The following is an 18,750-nucleotide window of genomic DNA, read 5'->3' on the forward strand; positions in this document are numbered from 1 at the left end:
GATGTATGTAGCCGTAAAGGGTGGCGAAGCCGCCATTGCCAATGCCCATGCTTTGCTCGCCGATCGCCGTCGCGGCGACCGCTCGGTACCGGCTTTGCGCCTCGACCAGATCGTCGAGCAACTGGGGCTCGCCGTCGATCGTGCCATGGGCGAGGGCTCGCTTTACGACAAGGAACTGGCGGCCCTGGCACTGCTGCAGGCGCGGGGCGACCTGATCGAGGCGATCTTCCTCGTTCGCGCCTATCGCACGACGCTCCCGCGCTTCGGCTATTCCAAGCCGGTCGAGACCGGCGAGATGCTGATCGAACGCCGTATCTCGGCGACGTTCAAGGACCTCCCTGGCCGGCAGATGTTGGGGCCGACATTCGACTACACCCACCGCCTGCTCGATCCCTCGATCGTGCATGGCGATGTGCCACCGCCGGTACAGCGTGAGGCCGATGCCGAACAGGCGCCGCGCGTCACCGACCTGCTTGGGCGCCAGGGGCTGATGGAGCCCGATGGAGAAACCGACCCGGATCGCGACGTCGGCGATCTGACGCGCGAGCCGCTGGACTTCCCGCTCGATCGCGACCTGCGCCTGCAGGCGTTGGCGCGCGGCGACGAAGGGTTCCTGTTGGCCCTGGCTTATTCGACGCAGCGCGGTTACGGCCGCACGCACCCGTTTGTCGGTGAAATCCGCATCGGCGAAGTCGATGTCGAGTTCGATGTGCCGGAGCTGGGCTTTGCCGTGAATCTGGGACGTATCCGGGTCACGGAATGTCAGATGGTCAATCAGTTCAAGGGCTCGGCGAAGGTGCCGCCTCAGTTCACCCGCGGCTACGGGCTGGTATTCGGCCATGCCGAGCGCAAGGCCATGGCCATGTCGCTGGTCGACCGGGCACTGCGGGCGCGGGAGTTCGGCGAGGACATCGTCGCCCCGGCGCAGGACGAAGAATTCGTCATTAGCCATTCCGACAATGTGCAGGCAACGGGCTTCGTCGAGCACCTGAAACTGCCGCATTACGTGGACTTCCAGGCGGAGCTGGACCTGATCCGGCGCATGCGGGCCGAACATGAGGCGCGAGATGAGATGCAGGAGGCTGCGGAATGAACGCCGTCGCCCAATACAACTTCGCCTATCTCGATGAGCAGACCAAGCGGATGATCCGGAGGGCCATCCTCAAGGCCATCGCCATTCCCGGCTACCAGGTGCCGTTCTCATCACGCGAAATGCCCATGCCCTATGGCTGGGGCACTGGCGGCGTGCAGGTGACGGCGTCGATCATCGGGCCGGACGATGTGCTCAAGGTGATCGACCAGGGGGCGGACGACACCACCAATGCGGTGTCCATCCGCGCCTTCTTTGCCAAGGTGGCGCAGGTGGAAACCACCACGCATACGGCGGAAGCCTCTATCATCCAGACGCGCCACCGCATTCCCGAGAAGGCGCTCGGCAAGGGGCAGATCCTGGTCTATCAGGTGCCGATCCCCGAACCTTTGCGCTTCCTCGAGCCGCGCGAAACCGAGACGCGCAAGATGCATGCGCTCGAGGAATATGGCCTGATGCACGTCAAGCTCTACGAGGATATCGCGCGCCACGGCCGTATCGCCACGACCTATGCCTATCCGGTCAAGGTCGAGGGGCGCTACGTGATGGACCCGTCGCCGACGCCCAAGTTCGACAATCCCAAGATGCATATGAGCGAGGCGCTGCAACTGTTCGGCGCCGGGCGCGAGCATCGCATCTATGCCGTGCCGCCGCATACCGAAGTGGTGAGCCTCGATTTCGAAGACCACCCCTTCACCATCCAGCACTTTGCCGAGCCCTGCGCTCTGTGCGGTGCTGAGCAGGTGTACCTCGACGAGGTGATTTTAGATGACCGCGGCGGGCACATGTATGTCTGCTCGGACACCGACAATTGCGAAGAACGGCGGGCGGCCGGGCATGTGGGCACGCTGGGTGTGAAGGAGGCGGCGGAATGAGCGAGCAACCACTGCTTCGGGTCGAGAACCTGACCAAGTATTACGGCAGCCGGCTTGGCTGCGCCGATGTCAATTTCGAGCTCTGGCCAGGCGAAGTGCTGGCCATTGTGGGGGAATCCGGCTCGGGCAAGACCACGTTGCTGAACTCCCTGTCAGCGACGCTGGAGCCAAGCTCGGGCCGGACCCTCTACCGGATGCGCGATGGCGAATGGCGCAACATCTATGACCTCAGCGAGGCCGAACGGCGCTTTCTGGTGCGGACGGACTGGGGCTTTGTGCACCAGAACCCGGCGGATGGCTTGCGCATGACGGTGTCGGCCGGCGCCAATGTGGGCGAGCGGCTGATGGCGGTGGGTGACCGGCACTATGGCCGCATCCGCGAGACGGCGCTTGATTGGCTCGGGCGGGTAGAGATTGCAGCCGACCGTATTGACGACCAGCCGCGCAGCTTTTCGGGTGGTATGCGGCAGCGGTTGCAGATCGCGCGTAATCTGGTCACCGGGCCAAGGCTGGTGTTCATGGATGAGCCGACGGGCGGGCTCGACGTGTCGGTGCAGGCACGCCTGCTCGATCTGTTGCGGGGGCTGGTGGGTGAGCTGGGGCTGGCGGCAATCGTCGTGACCCACGATCTCGCCGTGGCGCGGCTTCTGAGCCATCGCATGATGGTGATGAAGGACGGCCGGGTGATCGAGGCCGGACTGACGGACCGCGTGCTCGACGATCCGCGCGAGCCTTATACGCAGCTGCTCGTGTCTTCGATTTTGCAGGTGTGAGGCACCATGCCAGCACCAACCGCCGGACGGCACCTCCCCCTTGATGGGGGAGGCTGGGAGGGGGTGGAGCCACTCGCACTGCGCGTGCGGCGAGATACCCCCTTCCTGCTCGATTCAACGGACTTAGCTGAAGCTAAGTCCTATCTCGCTTCCCTCCCCACAAGGGGGAGGGTGGGTGCAAGAGCCGAAACTTCGGAGCACGTGTCATGACCGCCCTGTCGGTAAAGAATCTCGCCAAGACCTTCACCATGCATCTGCGCGATGGGGTGATCCTCCCCGTCGTGGAGAACGTCAATTTCGAAGTCCAGCCAGGCGAATGCGTTGTGCTGGGCGGGCCATCGGGGGCGGGCAAGAGTTCGATCCTCAAGATGGTCTATGGCAATTACGGCATCGACGCCGGGTCCATCGTGATCCAGCATCACGGTGAGGCTGTCGATCTGGCGGCCTCCGATCCGCGCACGGTGCTGACCTTACGCCGGGACTCGATCGGCTATGTCAGCCAGTTCCTGCGCACCGTACCGCGCGTTTCGGCGCTGGATGTGGTGGCGGAGCCGCTGGTGATCCGCGGCGTCGACAAAGCAGAGGCGCAGGGCAGGGCCCGCGAACTGCTGGCACGGCTCAACCTGCCCGAGCGGCTGTGGAGCCTGCCGCCGGCGACGTTCTCGGGTGGCGAACAGCAGCGCGTCAACATTGCGCGGGGATTCATCACCGACCATCCGGTGCTGCTGCTCGACGAGCCGACCGCGTCGCTCGATGCGACCAATAGAGCCGTGGTTGTCGCAATGATCGCCGAGAAGAAGGCAACGGGCGTCGCGCTACTGGGGATTTTCCACGACGAGGATGTGCGGGTGCAGGTGGCGGACCGCGTTGTCGACGTGACGGCCTTTGCACCGAAGGTGGCGGCATGAAAAAGCTTGGACTTGAGCCCTCCATTCACCCCGCCGCGAAGGTGACCCAGTCCACGCTGGGCCGCTACACGGAAGTGGGCGCAGGCTGCAGCGTGAGCCATTCCAGCATGGGTGACTATTCCTACTGCGTGGGTGGTACGCAGATCGCCTATGCCGAAATCGGCAAGTTCGCCAATATCGCCGCTAATGTGCGCATCTATGCCAGCATGCACCCAATGCACCGCGCCTCACTGCACCACTTCACCTACCGCGCCGCGCAGTATTTCGAGGGCGAGGAGGATGAGGCGGAGTTCTTCGAATGGCGGGCGAGCAACGCCATCGCCATCGGCCACGACACCTGGATCGGGCATGGCGCAGTCGTCATGCCTGGCGTGACCATCGGCAATGGGGCGATCATTGGCTCCAATGCGGTGGTGACGAAAGATGTGGCGGATTTTGCCATCGCCGTGGGCGTGCCGGCGCGGACGATAAAGCAGCGGTTCAGCGACGATGTGGCGGGACGCTTGGATGCGATGAAGTGGTGGGACTGGAGCCACGAGCAATTGCACCGGGCGCTGCCGGATTTTCGCAAGCTCGGGATTGAGGCGTTTTTGGAGAAGTATGAGTAGGCAGGTTCCGCTCATACTCCGATCGTCACCCTTGGGCTTGACCCGAGGGCACTGAACTTCCCAGACGCGCAGCAAGTGTAGAGCCCTCGGGTCAAGCCCGAGGGTGACGGCTGGTGGGGGTTGGTAGGTCGTGCTCCCCACAGCATGTGACAACCCACCTCACCGCTCCGGTGCATAGTCACCGAACCGTCACCCAACCGTTATCCTAGCTTCATCGCCCCGCCCTAGGTCTGCCGCAGTTCAACGGCGAGGGCGGCTGATGCTCAAGATTTCCAATGTTTCGCGACGCTTCGGTGACAAGCTTGCCGTCAGCGACGTGAACCTTGAAATCCCGCAGGGCCAGATGGTCGGCATCATCGGGCGTTCCGGCGCTGGCAAGTCGACGCTGCTGCGCATGATCAACCGGCTGGCCGATGTGTCGTCGGGCTACATCGAATATGACGGCATGCGCACGTCCGAACTGCGCGGTCAGGAGCTGCGGAACTGGCAGCGTGACTGCGCCATGATCTTCCAGCAGTTCAACCTGGTGCCGCGCCTCGATGTCATCACCAATGTGATGCTCGGCCGGCTCAATGGTCGCAATCCAGTCCTCAACCTGCTGCAGATGTTCAGCGCCCAGGAACAGCTCGAAGCGCTCAAGGCGCTGGAGCGGCTCGATATCGCGGCGACGGCGACGCAGTGGGCTCAGACGCTGTCCGGTGGACAGCAACAGCGCGTCGCCATCGCCCGGGCGCTGATGCAGGCCCCCAAGATCATCCTGGCCGACGAGCCCATCGCCAGTCTCGATCCGCGCAATGCGCAGATCGTCATGGACAGCCTGCGCGACATCAATGCCGAGGGCATCACCGTCATCACCAACCTGCACACGCTCGATACCGCGCGCGCCTATTGCGAGCGCATCATCGGCATGGCGCAGGGCAAGGTGGTGTTTGACGGCACGCCCAACCAGCTGACCACCGATGTCGCCCGCACCATCTACGGCGCCGACGGCCTCAAGGAGGCCTTCTCGGAAGCGATGACGTCGACGTCAATCTCGCCGATCACCCTCAAGACATCAAGCGCTCAACCAGCGCCTTAGCCCCGTTCCGCGACCCATCAGGGTCCGCCGACAAACCCCGCGTCACCAAAGGAAGATATCCATGACCGCGCTCCGCAAGATCCTGCTAGCCTCCGTGGCCCTCACCATGTCATCAGCTGCCTTCGCTCAGGACGTCACCGTCCTGCGCATCGGCCTCGATGGCGGCGAAAACGAAGCCGACCAGCTGCGTCGTTCCGAATGCGTCGCCGAGCCGCTGAAGGCTGCAACGGGCGTGTCCGAAGTGCAGTTCTTCCCGTCGCCGGACTATAACGGCATCATCCAGGGTCTGCTCGGCGGCACTATCGACATCGCCATCATGGGCGCTTCGTCCTATGCCGCCATCTACCTGCAGGATCCGGAAGCCGTTGACCCGGTGCTGACCACCCAGCAGGAAGACGGCTCGACCGGCTACCACACGATCATGGTCGCCCGTCAGGATTCGGGCATCACCGACCTGGCCTCGACCAAGGGCAAGAAGCTCGGCTTCGCCGATCCGGATTCGACCTCGGGCTACCTGGTTCCCAACGTCGCCCTGCCTGCCGAACTCGGCGCCCCGATCGCCGAGTTCTACAGCGAAACCGGCTTTGGCGGCGGCCACGAAAACCTCGTCCTGGGCGTGCTCGACGGCACCTGGGATGTCGGCACCACCTTCGGCTCGGGCCAGGGCGATTTCGCCGAGGGCTACACCTCCGGCAACCTGCGCATCATGGTCGACAAGGGCCTGCTCGACATGGACGACCTGGTGGAAGTCTGGCAGTCGCCGATCATCCCGAACGGCCCTCTGATGGTCTCCAACAAGCTGCCCGCCGAGATGAAGGACAAGGTCACCGCCTTCTTCAAGGGCCTGCCGGAAGCCGACTTCGCGTGCTTCGACGCCTTCACCGCCGGCGGCTACACCAACTTCGTCGACGCCAATGTCGACATGTACCAGACCATCATCGACGCCCGTAAGTCGGTCATCGGCGGCTGATTATCTGGGGCTGCGGCGGCGCCTGTCGCCGTAGCCTCAACCGCCTGCAATGTCATCCCGGCGCAGGCCGGGATCCAGGTCCGTGGTCATCCGCGACATCCAGATTGCTCGGAGATGCGGACATGGATTCCGGCCTACGCCGGAATGACATCGGGTTTGTGGAGATACCACTGCAATGGCCGACATCGCCCAAGACCTCTCGCCCGCCAACCAAACCCTGCTGCAGCACTATCGCGGCCAGGTGATGATGCGGCGGGTCCATTCGATCCTGATCGTCCTGGGTGTGGTGGTCGCGCTGGTGCTGGCCATGGGCTATGCCAATGCTGCCAATTCGGGGAAGTTCATCGAACGCCTCCCCTATATGTTCGACTTCATCAAGACCTTCGTGCCGGAAGATCCGTTCGAGATCGTCCGGGCCATGTTCGATCTGGAGTCGCCCTATTACGACGGCAGCCAGAAGTTCGACTACACGTCAGAGCGGCTCTACCTGACCGACAGCTTCTACATTCCCAACTACATCTACCAGCTCGTCATCACCGTAAATATCGCCATCGTCTCGACCATTATCGGCGGTGGCCTGGCCTTCTGCCTGTGCTTCTTCGCGGCCACCAACCTGGTTGGCGCGGGTGCGGTGCGCTGGGTGGTGCGGCGCATCATGGAAGTGATGCGGGCCTTCCCCGAAATCGTCATCGCCGGCCTTTTGACCGCCGTTCTTTCTATCGGACCGATAGCGGCCATAGCGGCGGTGTCGCTGCACACGATCGGCGCGCTGGGCAAGCTGTTCTTCGAGGTTGTCGAGAATGCCGACATGAAGCCAGACGAGGGGCTGCGCTCGGTCGGCGCCACCTGGCTGGAGCGCGTGCGCTTCGCCATCGTGCCGCAGGTTATGCCCAACTTCGTCAGCTACGCCCTGTTGCGCATGGAGATCAATGTGCGCGCGTCGACCATTATCGGTGCGGTGGGTGGCGGCGGTATCGGCGAGGCGTTCCGCATGTCGATCGGCCGCGACCATGCGGCCAAGACCTACGCCATCATCATCCTGCTGCTGGTGACGATCATCGCGATCGACCAATTCTCGGGTTGGCTGCGCACACGCCTGGTCGGCAAGCAGAGCTTCGAACTGGGTCGGGGAGCCGCGTGATGAGTATTTCCATCGCCGAAACCAAGCGCCTGCACGACAAGTATCCCGAGGTGTTCAAGCAGAACGTCTTCAGGCGCTGGGGTCTGCCGCTGGGCCTGGGCGCAGCGGTTCTCTACCTGATTTTCTGCTGGTTCTTCTTCAATGTCGGGCCGGCCATCCAGAACGGCAAATGGGATCGCGCCTCGATCTATCTGCAGGACTGGTTCTCCTGGCGCGCCACGCCGCGCCTGCGTTTTGGCGAAGATGGAACCATCACCCCACAATGGTCGAGCCGGGGGCAATATCCCGAGGGTGCCGCCATCGACTGGCTCACGCCCAACGAAGACGGCAGCCTGACCGTCACCTTTGGGCGCGACGACTATCTCGACATCACCACCACGCAAGTCGATGCTATCGTCGACGGCCAGGTCTATCCGATTACGATCACGCCGGATGCGGCGCTGGCGCCATCTGAGGTGCCTCCTGCCATCGTGCAGGATGGTCAGAAGGTCCTGGTGGATTTCGGTTTTGCCGGGCAGGCGGAAATCCGCGACAACCAGGTCTATGTGCAGCGCCGCTTCTTCGGCTGGGCGAACTGGCTCTACGATCCGAAATCGCCACTCTGGGGCCATGACCTGTTCGGCAGCATCGGCCTGATGTTCAACGGCGAGCGCGTCAATCCGGATATGTCCAACGCGCAGTTCGTGCTCGACCAATGGCTCAACAACCAGGCCTGGCAGCATGCCGACATCCTGGCCAAGCTCATGCAGACGCTGGTTATGGCCTTTGTCGGCACATTGTTCGCAACGCTCCTGGCCTTTCCTCTGGCCTTCATTGCCGCCCGCAACATCACCGCCAACCGCCCAGCCAACTGGCTGATGAAGCGCTTCTTCGACTTCATTCGCTCGGTCGACATGCTGATCTGGGCGCTGTTCTTCACCCGCGGCTTCGGCCCCGGACCGATCCCCGGTATTGCGGCGATCTTCTTCACTGACACCGGTGCCTTGGGCAAGGTCTATGCCGAGGCGCTGGAGAATGTGGACGACAAGCAGCGCGAGGGTATGAAGTCGGTCGGCGCCAGCCCGGCTGCGCTCAACCGCTATGGCGTGGTGCCGCAGGTGCTGCCGGTCTTCGTGTCGCAATCGCTGTATTTCTGGGAGAGCAACACGCGCTCGGCCACGGTGATCGGTGCGGTCGGGGCGGGCGGCATCGGGCTCAAACTGCTGGAGTCGATGGGCACCAATTCGGACTGGGACAAGGTCGCATACATGGTGCTGCTGATCCTGCTGGTGGTGTTCTTGTTCGACAATATCTCCAACGCGATCCGGTCGAGGTTGATCGGGCCGGTGGGGCACTGAGTACTTTCCTATTGCGTGCGGAACCGTACCACCAGTCGACACCCTCCCCCTTGAGGGGAGGGATCAAGGGAGGGGGTGGGCCACGCGCGCATCGGACTCGCGGAGAGATACCCCCACCCTGCTCGATTCAACGGACTTAGCGAACGCCAAGTCCTATCTCGCTTCCCTCCCCCACAAGGGGGAGGGAGACCCGACTGAGAGATCGGTGCTCAGCCGAAGCCTTCTTCACCTCTCCCTTCGGGGGAGAGGTCGGCGCGCAGAGCCGGGTGAGGGGGCCTTTACTGGGTGATGTGCTTGGGGAAGGCCCCCTCACCAGACCCAAGAGGGTCGACCTCTCCCCCAAAGGGAGAGGTGAAGAGGGCTCAAAGCTGCTTCTCCGCCAGTTCCCGGAATGCGTCCGGCACCGATTTCGGCGCTTCCAGCACCACCGAGCCGTAGCCGATGGCGTCCCAGCCGAAGCGGGTGCGGACCTTGTCCATGGCGCCGTCGGCTTGGCGGCGGGCGGCGCCGGTGCGGGTGCCGGGGCGGCGGGCATCATCGGGGCCGCCGAGCGAGAATTCGAACTGCATGGCCTGGTCAGGGACCAGGTGCGACACCGAGATGGCGAGCAACGAGATGTCGCGCTCATGCGGGTGCTCGTCCCGCACGCCGCGCACCAGTTCCTCGGCGATTTCGGCTATGGTGGTGGTTGCCGAAACCGGCGCGCCCAGTGTCATGGCGCGGGTGACGGCGCGCATGTCGGCGAAGCGGACGCGGACGGTGATAGTGCGGCCGGACCAGGATTTGTCGCGCAGGCGCGACGCGATGCGATCGGCGAGGAGGCGCAGGGTCGGGCGGAACACCTGCTCGCGAAAGGGTTTGCGGCCCAGCGCCGACTGCGCGCCGGCCGAGCGCGCGCGGTGGTCGGTGACGATAGCGCGCGGGTCGCGGTTCCAGGCGAGGGCGAACAGTTTTTCGCCGGCGGCATGGCCGATGAGGCGTTCGAGCGAGCGGCCGGGTGTCTGCGCCAGTTGGCCGATGGTGATGATGCCCGATTCCGCCAGCTTGGCCTTGGTGACCGGGCCGACGCCCCACATCAGCTCCACCGGCAGGTCGTGCAGAAACGCCAGCTCATTGGCCGGATCGATCACCACCATGCCATCTGGCTTGGCCACCTGCGAGCCGATCTTGGCCAGATGCTTGGTGCGGGCCACGCCCACCGAGATGGGCAGGCCGAGTTCCTCGCGCACACGGCGGCGGATGGTCGCGGCGATGACTTCGGGTGGTCCGAACAGATGCGCCGTGCCGGCGACATCGGCAAAGGCCTCGTCGATGGAGATGCGCTCAACCAAGGGAGTGTAGTCGTCGAGAATGGCCATGGCGGCATCGCCGAGCCGCTGATACTCGCGGAAGTGGCCGCCGACAAAGATCAGGTGCGGACAGAGTTCGCGCGCCCTGCGGCCCGGCATGCCGCCATAGACACCGAAGGCCTTGGCTTCATAGGATGCGGCCAGCACCACGCCGCCGCCAACGGCAATGGGTTTGCCGAAGAGGGATGGGTCCAGCAATTGCTCGACCGACGCATAGAAGGCGTCGAGATCGGCATGAAGGATTGTCGCCGCGTCCACGGGGCACCTGCGCTTTTAATCAGAACATAAAGCGAACAAACTGACGGTTGAGTCAAGAGCAGTCAGAATCGATCACAAGTTTTTGGGCGCCCTGCTGCGTAAGACCAACTTAAGTGAATTCCCCTAGTGTGAAGCCCTAGACTGTGGGCCCTATCTTGTTCTCCATCCTCGATTTCTTCATTTCATCGCATGATCCGCGCTTCGTCATCCTGGCGGCGGTGGTGTGCCTTGTCTCGGCGTATGCCTGCGTCAGCCTGCTGCACCATGCGCAGCGGACCAACGGACGGCTGGGTACGATATGGATCGGCGTCGCCGCGCTCGCGGTGGGCTTCGGCATATGGGCGACCCATTTCGTAGCCATGCTCGCCTTCCGTCCGGGCTTTTCGCTGAACTACGATATCGTCCTGACCGCCGCATCGCTGATCATCGCCATTGGTGTCTGCGGTGCCGGCATTGCCATGGCTTCGCGGGGCAGCGGCCTGCGGGACCATTTCCTCGGCGGCGCGGTGGTCGGCGTGGCCATTTCCAGCATGCATTATACCGGCATTGCCGCACTGGTGATGGGCGGCAGCATCGGCTGGAATAGCGCCGGCGTGGCCATCTCCATCCTGGCGGGCATTCTGCTCTCGGGCTTGTCCTTCGTCGCGGCGTCAAGTGGTCGGCGCATTGGCGGAGCGATGCTGCTGACGCTGGCCATCTGCGCCATGCATTTCACCGCCATGGGGTCGGCCGGCTTCTCCGGATGTTTCCCGCTCAGCGCCGCCGGTGAGATCGACAGCGGCTGGCTGTCGATCGGCGTTGCACTGGTCTCGCTGCTGATCCTGGGTGTTACCTTTGCCAGCGCGGTGCTCGACGAGGCCGATCGGCGCCGCACCGACCGCGAGCTAAAGCGACAACAGGCAGACGCCAATCGCATCAGCGAGGTCACGGGCCTGCTCGAAATGGCGACCACCCATATGGCCCAGGGCCTGATGCTGTTCGACAGCGCCGGCTATCTGCGTTTCCACAACGATCGCCTGGCCGATATCGTCGGCGCCGGCACTGAGCGCCGCGACCTTGTGGGGCAGCATTTCAACGACCTGTCGGCGGGTCTGCGGCCCCGTGTGACCAACCTGTCGGACGCCGACCGGCTGCAATATGATGCACGGCTGGCCGAACTGCGGGACAAGCTGGCGCGGGGCGAGGGCAGCGACTACATGCGCACGCTGGACAACGGCCGTATCGTCCGTTTCATCCACAGCCCGATAGCGGATGGCGGTTGGGTCACCACGCTCGATGACGTGACAGCAGCGCAGCGTTCGCAGGCAGCCATCTCGCATCTGGCCTACCACGACTCGCTGACCAACATCCTCAACCGCGCTGCCTTCAACGAGACGCTCGACACCGCCCTCGAAGATGCCGAGACCAGTGACCTCAACATCGCTGTCATTGCCATCGATCTCGATCGCTTCAAGGAGATCAACGACAACTATGGCCATATCGTCGGCGACCAGGTGCTCAAGTCCCTGGCGACGCGGCTGAGCACCGGCCTCAAGGAGGGCGAGTCGGTGGCGCGGCTGGGCGGCGACGAGTTCGCCGCGATCAAGACGTTTATCTCGATGGATGCCTTGCGCGACTTCCTCGCACGGATCGAGACCGCCCTGTTCGCCCGTATCGAGACCGATATCGTGGCGGTGACCACGGGCGCCAGCATCGGCGTCGCCATCTATCCCGAGGACGGGGGCGACCGCTCGCGGCTGCTCAACAATGCCGACTTGGCCATGTATCGCGCCAAGGCCGAGTTCGACACGCGTGTCTGCTACTACGAACACGACATGGACGAGCATGCTCGCCAGCGTCGCGCCATGGCCAAGGACATCTGGTCGGCTCTGGAGCATGACGCGTTCTACCTGGTCTACCAGGTGCAGAAGTCGGTCGCGACCAACGAGATCACCGGCTACGAAGTTCTGCTGCGCTGGGACCGACCTGGCTTCGGCTTGGTCTCGCCGACCGATTTCATCCCGGTGGCCGAAGAGTGTGGCGCGATCGGCGCCATCGGCAACTGGGTGCTCAAGATGGCGTGCCTCGACGCTGCGTCCTGGCCGGAGCCCTACAAGATCGCGGTCAATATATCGGGCATCCAGCTCAGCCAGGTCGAGCTGATCGACACGGTGCGTGCGGCCCTGCTGCGCTCCGGTTTGGCGCCGGCGCGGCTGGAGCTGGAGGTGACGGAGACCTCGATCATCGCTGACAAGAGACGGGCGCTGCATATCCTGCGGCAGATCAAGGCGATGGGCGTCTCGATCGCCATCGACGACTTCGGCACCGGCTATTCGTCGCTCGATACGCTGCGCAGCTTCCCATTTGACAAGATCAAGCTCGATCGCTCGTTCATGACCGAGGTCGAGGTCAACGAACAGTCCAAGGCCATCGTCCGGGCCATCCTGGCACTGGGGCGGAGCCTGTCGGTCCCGGTACTGGCCGAGGGAGTTGAGACGTTGGCACAGCTCGACGTGCTGCGCTTGGAGGGCTGCAACGAGGCGCAGGGCTTCCTGCTCGGGCGTCCGGGCGCCATCGACTGGAGTGATGAGCTAGAGCCGCGAATGCTGGCCTAGCTACGGCATCAGTTGCCCGCCATTGACCTCGATGACCTGGCCAATGATGTAGCCCGAGAGGGTATCGGAGGCGAGGAAGAGGTAGGCGCCGACGCAGTCTTCCGCCGTGCCGGCGCGGCCTTGCGGTACGGTGGCGATATTGGCCTTCATCTGCGCCTCGGTGGAATAGCGCTCGTGAAACGGCGTATCGATGACGCCGGGAGCCACCGCATTGACGCGGATGTTGAAGCCGATCAGTTCCTTGGCCATGCCGCGGGTAATGTTGCTGACCAGGGCCTTGGATGAGCCGTAGAGTCCCGCGCCATTGCTGGCGCCGTTGCGGGCAGCGATCGAGGTCGTGTTGATGATGAACCCGCCCTGGCGCTTGAGGTGGGGAATGGCGGCGCGGCTGGCCGCGATCACCGAACGACCATTGAGGTCCATGACCTTATCGTAATAGTCGTCGTCCATATCGGCATAGGCCATGCGGCCCACCATGCCGCCGGCATTGTTGATGAGGCCATCGAGCCGGCCAAAGGCTTTGGCGGTCTCCTCGACGGCACGCGCGATCTCTGCGGATTTGCTCGCATCGGCGCGGATTAGCACGGCCTTGCCGCCCGCATCGGCGATCGCGCCGGCGACGGATTCCGCCGCCTGCTTGCTCGAATTGTAGTGCACGCCAACTGATGCGCCTTGGGCAGCAAAGGCCTTGGCCAAAGCCGCGCCGATGCCCGTGGACGCCCCGGTGACGAGCACGGCCTTGCCGGCGAGATCGGGAATTGTCAGCTGGGTCATGGTGATTTCCGGGGGTGCGCGGGGATGTCTGAGTGATATGCGGCTGGCGACGTCAATACAAGTTGATCGGGTGATCCAGGGGATGGGGTCGCTGTGCACATTCGGCAAAATGCGGCCAGAGTGAGCCATACGGCCAATGCATAACAACTATGCGACAACTTTTCGGGCTATCGGGCGTTCGGATTTTGCCGACAGAGCTATCAAGCGTCCTAATCCGGGTAAAATTGTTGAAGCGTCACACCCCATACCAGCCAAACCGCCGCGCCGTACTTCTGGGGACTGGCCTGGCCATTCTCCTCTTCTCCTCGACAGCGCTCACGCGCTCGGCCTTTGCCCAGGCCGAGGTGGAGGCGGAATTCGCGTTCGACTTCGAGAGCTTCAGCGCGCGAATGAAGGATCTGGCGGCGACGCCGTTCGTGCCGGTGACGTTTGAATTGCCGGAGAGCTTCAACGGCCTCGACTACGATGCCTATCGCCGTATCCAGTTCCGCCCCGACCACGGCGTCTGGGCTGCGCTGGGCCTTGGTTACCAGGTGCATGCATTCCATCCCGGCTGGCTGTTCAAGGAGCCAGTGAAGCTGTTCGAGCTCAAGGAAGGCCTGGCCAAGCCGGTCATCTTCGGAGCGACCGATTTCGACTATCATGATGCCGCGGTGGAAGAGGCGGTTGCCGGGGAAACCTTTCCGGGCGTGGCCGGCCTGCGCATCAATTACCCGCTCAATGCGCCCGACAAGATCGACGAACTGGTGACCTTCCTCGGCGCCAGCTATTTCCGCGCACTGGGCCGGAACAACGTCTACGGTCTCAGCGCCCGCGGCCTGCTGATGAACTCCTGGCTCGACGTGCCGGAAGAGTTCCCGCGCTTCTCCGAGTTTTATGTTGAGCGACCGGCCGCAGCCGGCGCGCCATTGACGGTGTTTGCCGCGCTTGAGAGCCCCAGCGTCACCGGCGCCTATCGCTTCGTCATCACTCCGGCCAGCGACGCGGCGCAGGAGACGGTGATGGAAGTCACGGCCCGCCTCAATTTCCGCAGCGACGTCAAGGAGCTCGGCATTGCCCCGCTGACCTCGATGTTCCTGTTTGCCGACGCCAACCGTAGCGACTTCGACGACTATCGGCCGCAGGTGCATGACAGCAACGGGCTGTTGATCGAGCGCGAGACCGGCGAAGTGATGTGGCGCGCGCTCAACAATTCGCCGGCGCTGGGCAATTCGTACCTGTGGGAGAACAATCCCAAGGCGTTTGGCCTCTATCAGCGCGGCCGCGATTTCGAGACCTATCAGGATGCCGGCGCCCACTACGAGCGCCGCCCGTCGCTGCGCGTCGAACCAACAGGCGACTGGGGCCAGGGCTCCATCCGGCTGATCGAAATTCCGGCCAAGCTCGAAGCCGACGACAATATCGGCGCCTTCTGGATTCCGTCCGAGCCTGTGGTCGCGGGCCAGTCGCGCGAGTTCGGTTACCGCCTGATCTGGGGCGATCTCAATCCAGATCCGGCCAGCACGCTGGCCTATGTTGCCGAGACCCGCTCTGGGCAGGGCGGCGTGTCCGGCGTCGAGAACGCCGTGAGCCTGCGCAAATTCGTGGTCGACTTCGTGGGCGGCGACTTGTCGCAGCTGACGAACGAAAATCCGCCCGATGTCGTTGCCACTGTATCAGGCGGCGTCGCGCAACATACTGCGTTGTCGCGCATTGATGCCAATGGCGCCTGGCGCCTGGTCTTCGACGTCGAGACTGATGGCACCGCACCGCTCGAGCTTCGCGCCTACCTGATCGGGTCCGGCCATCAGCTCACCGAAACCTGGCTCTACCAGTGGAGACCCGCTGCATGAAGTACGATGGTCAATTCCCCTATACCGGCGGCCTGCCGGACGCACCGCTCGCCATGCCCAAGCAGCAGCTCGAACTGCGCCGCCGCTCGCTCTTCCACGCCTTGCGCGATGTCTTCTCGGTCTTCGCCACCCGATAGGGTTATCGCACAATAGAACCAATGATCCGCCCGACACTGATCCGCATTCTCGCGCTGACAACAGCCACTTCGCTCAGCGTGTTTGGCGGATACCTGTTCCTGCGCTTTACCGGTGAGGGCGGGCTGACCGCGCTCGACCTGCTGCGGGGCGCCCTCGTGGTGATCAGCGCATTCTGGCTGGTCTGGGGCGGCTCGGCGGCGGTCATGGGCGTGTTTACCCCGTCAGCCAGGCGCAGCATCGAGGCCGATCGCAAGCCTGAAGGCATGACGGCCATTCTGGTGCCGATCTACAACGAAGACCCGGTGGCTACCTTCGCGCGCATCGCGGCGATGAACCGGAGTCTGGTGGATCTCGGCATTGCCGACCGGTTCCACATTGCCGTGCTCTCAGACACGCAGTCGCTGGACGTGGCGACGCAGGAGGCCGTGTGGTTCGAGCGCCTGCTGCACGAGCCGATGAGCGAAGGCCGGATTTTCTACCGGCGCCGCGAGCGCAATATCGGTCGCAAGGCCGGCAATGTCGAAGACTTCGTGGCGCGTTCGGGTGGCGCCTATGACTATGCGCTGATCCTGGATGCCGACAGCCTGATGAGCGGCGAGACCATCGGCGAGCTAGCGCGCCGCATGGATGCCGATCCCGAACTGGGGCTGCTGCAGACCGTGCCGCAGATCGTGCAGGCTCAGACGCTGTTCGGTCGCACGTTCCAGTTTTCCGCCGGCTACCTGTCGCCGGTTTACGCGCGTGGAGCGGCCCTGATGCAGGGCAATGAAGGCCCCTATTGGGGCCACAACGCCATCGTGCGGATGAAGGCGTTTGCCGCTAGTTGCGGTCTGCCGGTATTGAGCGGCAAGCCGCCCTTCGGGGGTCATATCCTCAGCCACGATTATGTCGAGGCGGCTTTGCTGTCGCGCGCGGGCTGGAAGGTCCATGTCGATCCGAGCCTGGGTGGCTCGTTCGAAGAGGGACCAGAGAACCTGATCGAATATGCCAAGCGTGATCGCCGCTGGTGCCAGGGCAACCTGCAGCATCGCCGCCTGGTGGGTGCGCCGGGGCTGAAGCTGTGGAGTCGCTTCACCTTCGTGCAGGGCATCATGGCGTATATGGCGTCACCGCTCTGGTTGCTGCTGCTGGCCGCGAGCATCGCGGCTGCGGCCTTTCCCGACCAAGTTCCGGTGCATCCTGGCTTCACCGACGCGCCGCTCGACATGTGGATGCTGGCGGCTGCGGTGGGCGTGGTGCTGGTGCTGCCCAAGCTGCTGATCCTGATCCGCGGCCTGTTCGACGGGCGCAATCGCCGCTTTGGCGGAACGCCGCGCGTGCTGGCATCGGTTATCGCCGAGATTGTATTTTCGACCGTTCTGGCGCCGGTAATGCTGCTGTTGCAGACCCGTGCGGTAGGGCAGGTGCTGCTCGGCCTTGATGGTGGCTGGCCAGCCACCAAGCGCGGCCAGAACTGGATCGGCTTTCGCGATGCGTTGCAGGCGAGCTGGTGGATCATGGCACTCGGGCTGCTGACGCTGGGCGGCACAGCGGTGCTGGCGCCCAAGATCGCACCCTGGGTGGTACCGGCCATGCTGCCAGCAGTGTTCGCACCCTGGCTGATCTCGCTGAGTTCGCTGCCGCCACGCCGCCCGCGCCTGCCGCAACTGTTCCGCACCGAAAATGAAATGGTACCGCCGCCAATTCTGGTGAGCTATCGTGCCATCGCGGCGGACTGGATGGGTCCAGCCGACGAAGCACAAGCCGAACATGCCGTTGCGACGGCCAGGACGCCAGCCTATGTCCCTGCCTGAAACCACGACGCAGCGGAATGCCGGCCTGCTCGGACCGACCTGGATGCGCGGTGTCCTTGACACGACGCCCGCTCGCGAGAGCGGTGGCGTGCCTGTTGGCCGCGACCAGTGCCTCGACATGTTCCGCGGTATCGCGCTGGTGATGATCTTCATCAACCACGTGCCCGGCACGGTCTATGAAAGCTTCACCAGCCGCAATTTCGGCTTCTCCGACGCGGCGGAAGCCTTCGTCTTCATGTCCGGCATGGCGGCGGGGCTGGCCTATTCCAACCGCTTCCGCACCGGCAACCTGTGGGCGGCCACTGCCAAGGTGTGGGCGCGGGCACGGCAGCTCTATTTCGTCCACATCGTCATCACCATGCTCTGCCTCGCCATCTTTGCCGGTGCGGCCAAGTGGTTCGACCTGACCGAGGTGTTGACCAAGAACAACTTGACGGCCTTGTTCCAGAAGCCGCTCAGCACGCTGGTCGGCATTCCGCTGCTGACCCATCAGCTGGGCTATCTCAACATCCTGCCGCTCTACATGACCTTGCTGCTGGCGACGCCGCTGGTGATCTATGCCGGACTGCGCAAGCCATGGCTCGTGTTCATCGCCGCGATCGCACTGTGGGTGGCTGCCGGGCAATTCCGCTTCAACCTGCCGGCCTTCCCTAATCCCGGCGGCTGGTTCTTCAACCCGTTCTCCTGGCAGATATTGTTCGTGACGGGCCTCTTGAGCGGCATGGCGATGAAGGTGGGCGGGCGCTTTATCCCCAAATCACCGGTGCTGTTTGTACTGGCCGCTGCTTTCCTGGTCTTCGTGCTATTCTGGATGAAGGTGCCGCCGACCGGCAAGATCATGAACGGTATGCTGGGCTGGCTGAGTTCGCTCGGCGTTCCGTTCTACATCACCGCCTTCGACAAGACCTTCCTGTCGCTGCCGCGCCTGCTGCATGCCTTCGCGCTGTTTTACGTGATGGGGCATCTGGCCGTGATGCGGACGGTGGCAAGCTCGGCCATTGCCGCGCCGTTCCGGCTGCTTGGGCGACAGGGGCTGGCCGTGTTTGCGGTGGGTACTGTGCTGAGCATGTTCCTGCAGACGGTCAAGACGGGCCGTGAACCCGATCCGCTGTTCGATGGGCTGATCCTTGGTGGTGGACTGCTCGCGCTGCTGGCGCTGGCCTGGGCGCTGACCAAGACGGCTGAACTCGGCCGGGCCAAGCCCGCCGTTTGAATGACCACCCCTGATGTCG

Annotated in this window: 16 protein-coding genes; 14 read left to right on the forward strand and 2 right to left on the reverse strand. The window is 63.6% G+C overall.

Annotation, left to right across the window (positions count from 1 at the left end; translation table 11 throughout):
• The first annotated feature begins 1 nt into the window (after nucleotide 1).
• From IM737_RS18745 to phnE (IM737_RS18785), 9 genes are all read left to right on the forward strand, one after another.
• Complete coding sequence (locus IM737_RS18745) at nucleotides 2-1,093, forward strand: carbon-phosphorus lyase complex subunit PhnI (protein ID WP_236896656.1); 1,092 nt, start codon at nucleotides 2-4, stop codon at nucleotides 1,091-1,093.
• Nucleotides 1,090-1,965 (forward strand): alpha-D-ribose 1-methylphosphonate 5-phosphate C-P-lyase PhnJ, encoded by an 876-nt coding sequence (locus IM737_RS18750; RefSeq protein ID WP_236896658.1) that lies wholly within the window; start codon nucleotides 1,090-1,092, stop codon nucleotides 1,963-1,965. Before IM737_RS18745 ends, IM737_RS18750 begins: the two co-directional genes overlap by 4 nt.
• On the forward strand, nucleotides 1,962-2,738 hold the full coding sequence (phnK, locus tag IM737_RS18755) for a phosphonate C-P lyase system protein PhnK (RefSeq protein WP_236896660.1): 777 nt from the start codon (nucleotides 1,962-1,964) through the stop codon (nucleotides 2,736-2,738). The genes IM737_RS18750 and phnK overlap by 4 nt, the downstream gene beginning before the upstream one ends.
• Before the next feature lie 206 nt (nucleotides 2,739-2,944).
• The gene (gene phnL / locus IM737_RS18760; protein ID WP_236896662.1) at nucleotides 2,945-3,646 is read left to right on the forward strand and encodes a phosphonate C-P lyase system protein PhnL; all 702 of its coding nucleotides are present in this window, start codon (nucleotides 2,945-2,947) and stop codon (nucleotides 3,644-3,646) included.
• Nucleotides 3,643-4,254, forward strand: coding sequence for a DapH/DapD/GlmU-related protein (locus IM737_RS18765; RefSeq protein WP_236896665.1), 612 nt, complete (start codon nucleotides 3,643-3,645; stop codon nucleotides 4,252-4,254). The genes phnL and IM737_RS18765 overlap by 4 nt, the downstream gene beginning before the upstream one ends.
• Nucleotides 4,255-4,513: 259 nt before the next feature.
• On the forward strand, nucleotides 4,514-5,332 hold the full coding sequence (gene phnC / locus IM737_RS18770) for a phosphonate ABC transporter ATP-binding protein (protein ID WP_236896667.1): 819 nt from the start codon (nucleotides 4,514-4,516) through the stop codon (nucleotides 5,330-5,332).
• A gap of 61 nt (nucleotides 5,333-5,393) precedes the next feature.
• On the forward strand, nucleotides 5,394-6,302 hold the full coding sequence (phnD, locus tag IM737_RS18775; protein WP_236896668.1) for a phosphonate ABC transporter substrate-binding protein: 909 nt from the start codon (nucleotides 5,394-5,396) through the stop codon (nucleotides 6,300-6,302).
• Nucleotides 6,303-6,609: 307 nt separating this feature from the next.
• Nucleotides 6,610-7,443 carry a phosphonate ABC transporter, permease protein PhnE gene (gene phnE / locus IM737_RS18780; RefSeq protein ID WP_442874220.1) on the forward strand — a complete coding sequence of 278 codons (834 nt, stop codon included), beginning with the start codon at nucleotides 6,610-6,612 and terminating at the stop codon, nucleotides 7,441-7,443.
• Nucleotides 7,443-8,780, forward strand: coding sequence for a phosphonate ABC transporter, permease protein PhnE (gene phnE, locus IM737_RS18785; RefSeq protein ID WP_236896670.1), 1,338 nt, complete (start codon nucleotides 7,443-7,445; stop codon nucleotides 8,778-8,780). The genes phnE (IM737_RS18780) and phnE (IM737_RS18785) overlap by 1 nt, the downstream gene beginning before the upstream one ends.
• A gap of 362 nt (nucleotides 8,781-9,142) precedes the next feature.
• Here phnE (IM737_RS18785) and dinB read toward each other — a convergent pair whose 3' ends face one another.
• Nucleotides 9,143-10,387: a DNA polymerase IV gene (gene dinB, locus IM737_RS18790; protein ID WP_236896671.1), complete on the reverse strand. Its 1,245-nt coding sequence runs from the start codon at nucleotides 10,385-10,387 to the stop codon at nucleotides 9,143-9,145.
• A gap of 155 nt (nucleotides 10,388-10,542) precedes the next feature.
• Here dinB and IM737_RS18795 point away from each other — a divergent pair, with 155 nt between their 5' ends.
• A complete protein-coding gene (locus tag IM737_RS18795) occupies nucleotides 10,543-12,981 on the forward strand; it encodes an EAL domain-containing protein (protein ID WP_236896672.1) in 2,439 nt (812 codons plus the stop codon).
• Here IM737_RS18795 and IM737_RS18800 read toward each other — a convergent pair whose 3' ends face one another.
• The gene (locus tag IM737_RS18800; protein WP_236896673.1) at nucleotides 12,982-13,755 is read right to left on the reverse strand and encodes an SDR family NAD(P)-dependent oxidoreductase; all 774 of its coding nucleotides are present in this window, start codon (nucleotides 13,753-13,755) and stop codon (nucleotides 12,982-12,984) included.
• 227 nt (nucleotides 13,756-13,982) lie between these two features.
• On the opposite strand from IM737_RS18800, the gene IM737_RS18805 reads away from it, so the two are divergent.
• The 4 genes from IM737_RS18805 to IM737_RS18820 are packed head-to-tail and all read left to right on the forward strand — an operon-like array spanning nucleotide 13,983 to nucleotide 18,731.
• Complete coding sequence (locus tag IM737_RS18805; RefSeq protein WP_236896674.1) at nucleotides 13,983-15,587, forward strand: glucan biosynthesis protein; 1,605 nt, start codon at nucleotides 13,983-13,985, stop codon at nucleotides 15,585-15,587.
• On the forward strand, nucleotides 15,584-15,724 hold the full coding sequence (locus tag IM737_RS18810; protein WP_236896675.1) for a hypothetical protein: 141 nt from the start codon (nucleotides 15,584-15,586) through the stop codon (nucleotides 15,722-15,724). Before IM737_RS18805 ends, IM737_RS18810 begins: the two co-directional genes overlap by 4 nt.
• Before the next feature lie 21 nt (nucleotides 15,725-15,745).
• The gene (gene mdoH, locus IM737_RS18815) at nucleotides 15,746-17,518 is read left to right on the forward strand and encodes a glucans biosynthesis glucosyltransferase MdoH (protein WP_236896676.1); all 1,773 of its coding nucleotides are present in this window, start codon (nucleotides 15,746-15,748) and stop codon (nucleotides 17,516-17,518) included.
• Entirely contained in the window at nucleotides 17,505-18,731 is a 1,227-nt protein-coding gene (locus IM737_RS18820; RefSeq protein WP_236896677.1) for an OpgC family protein, read from the forward strand. Before mdoH ends, IM737_RS18820 begins: the two co-directional genes overlap by 14 nt.
• The last annotated feature ends 19 nt before the right edge of the window (nucleotides 18,732-18,750 follow it).

The sequence above is a fragment of the Devosia sp. SL43 genome (assembly GCF_021729885.1).
Classification (GTDB): Bacteria; Pseudomonadota; Alphaproteobacteria; order Rhizobiales; family Devosiaceae; genus Devosia.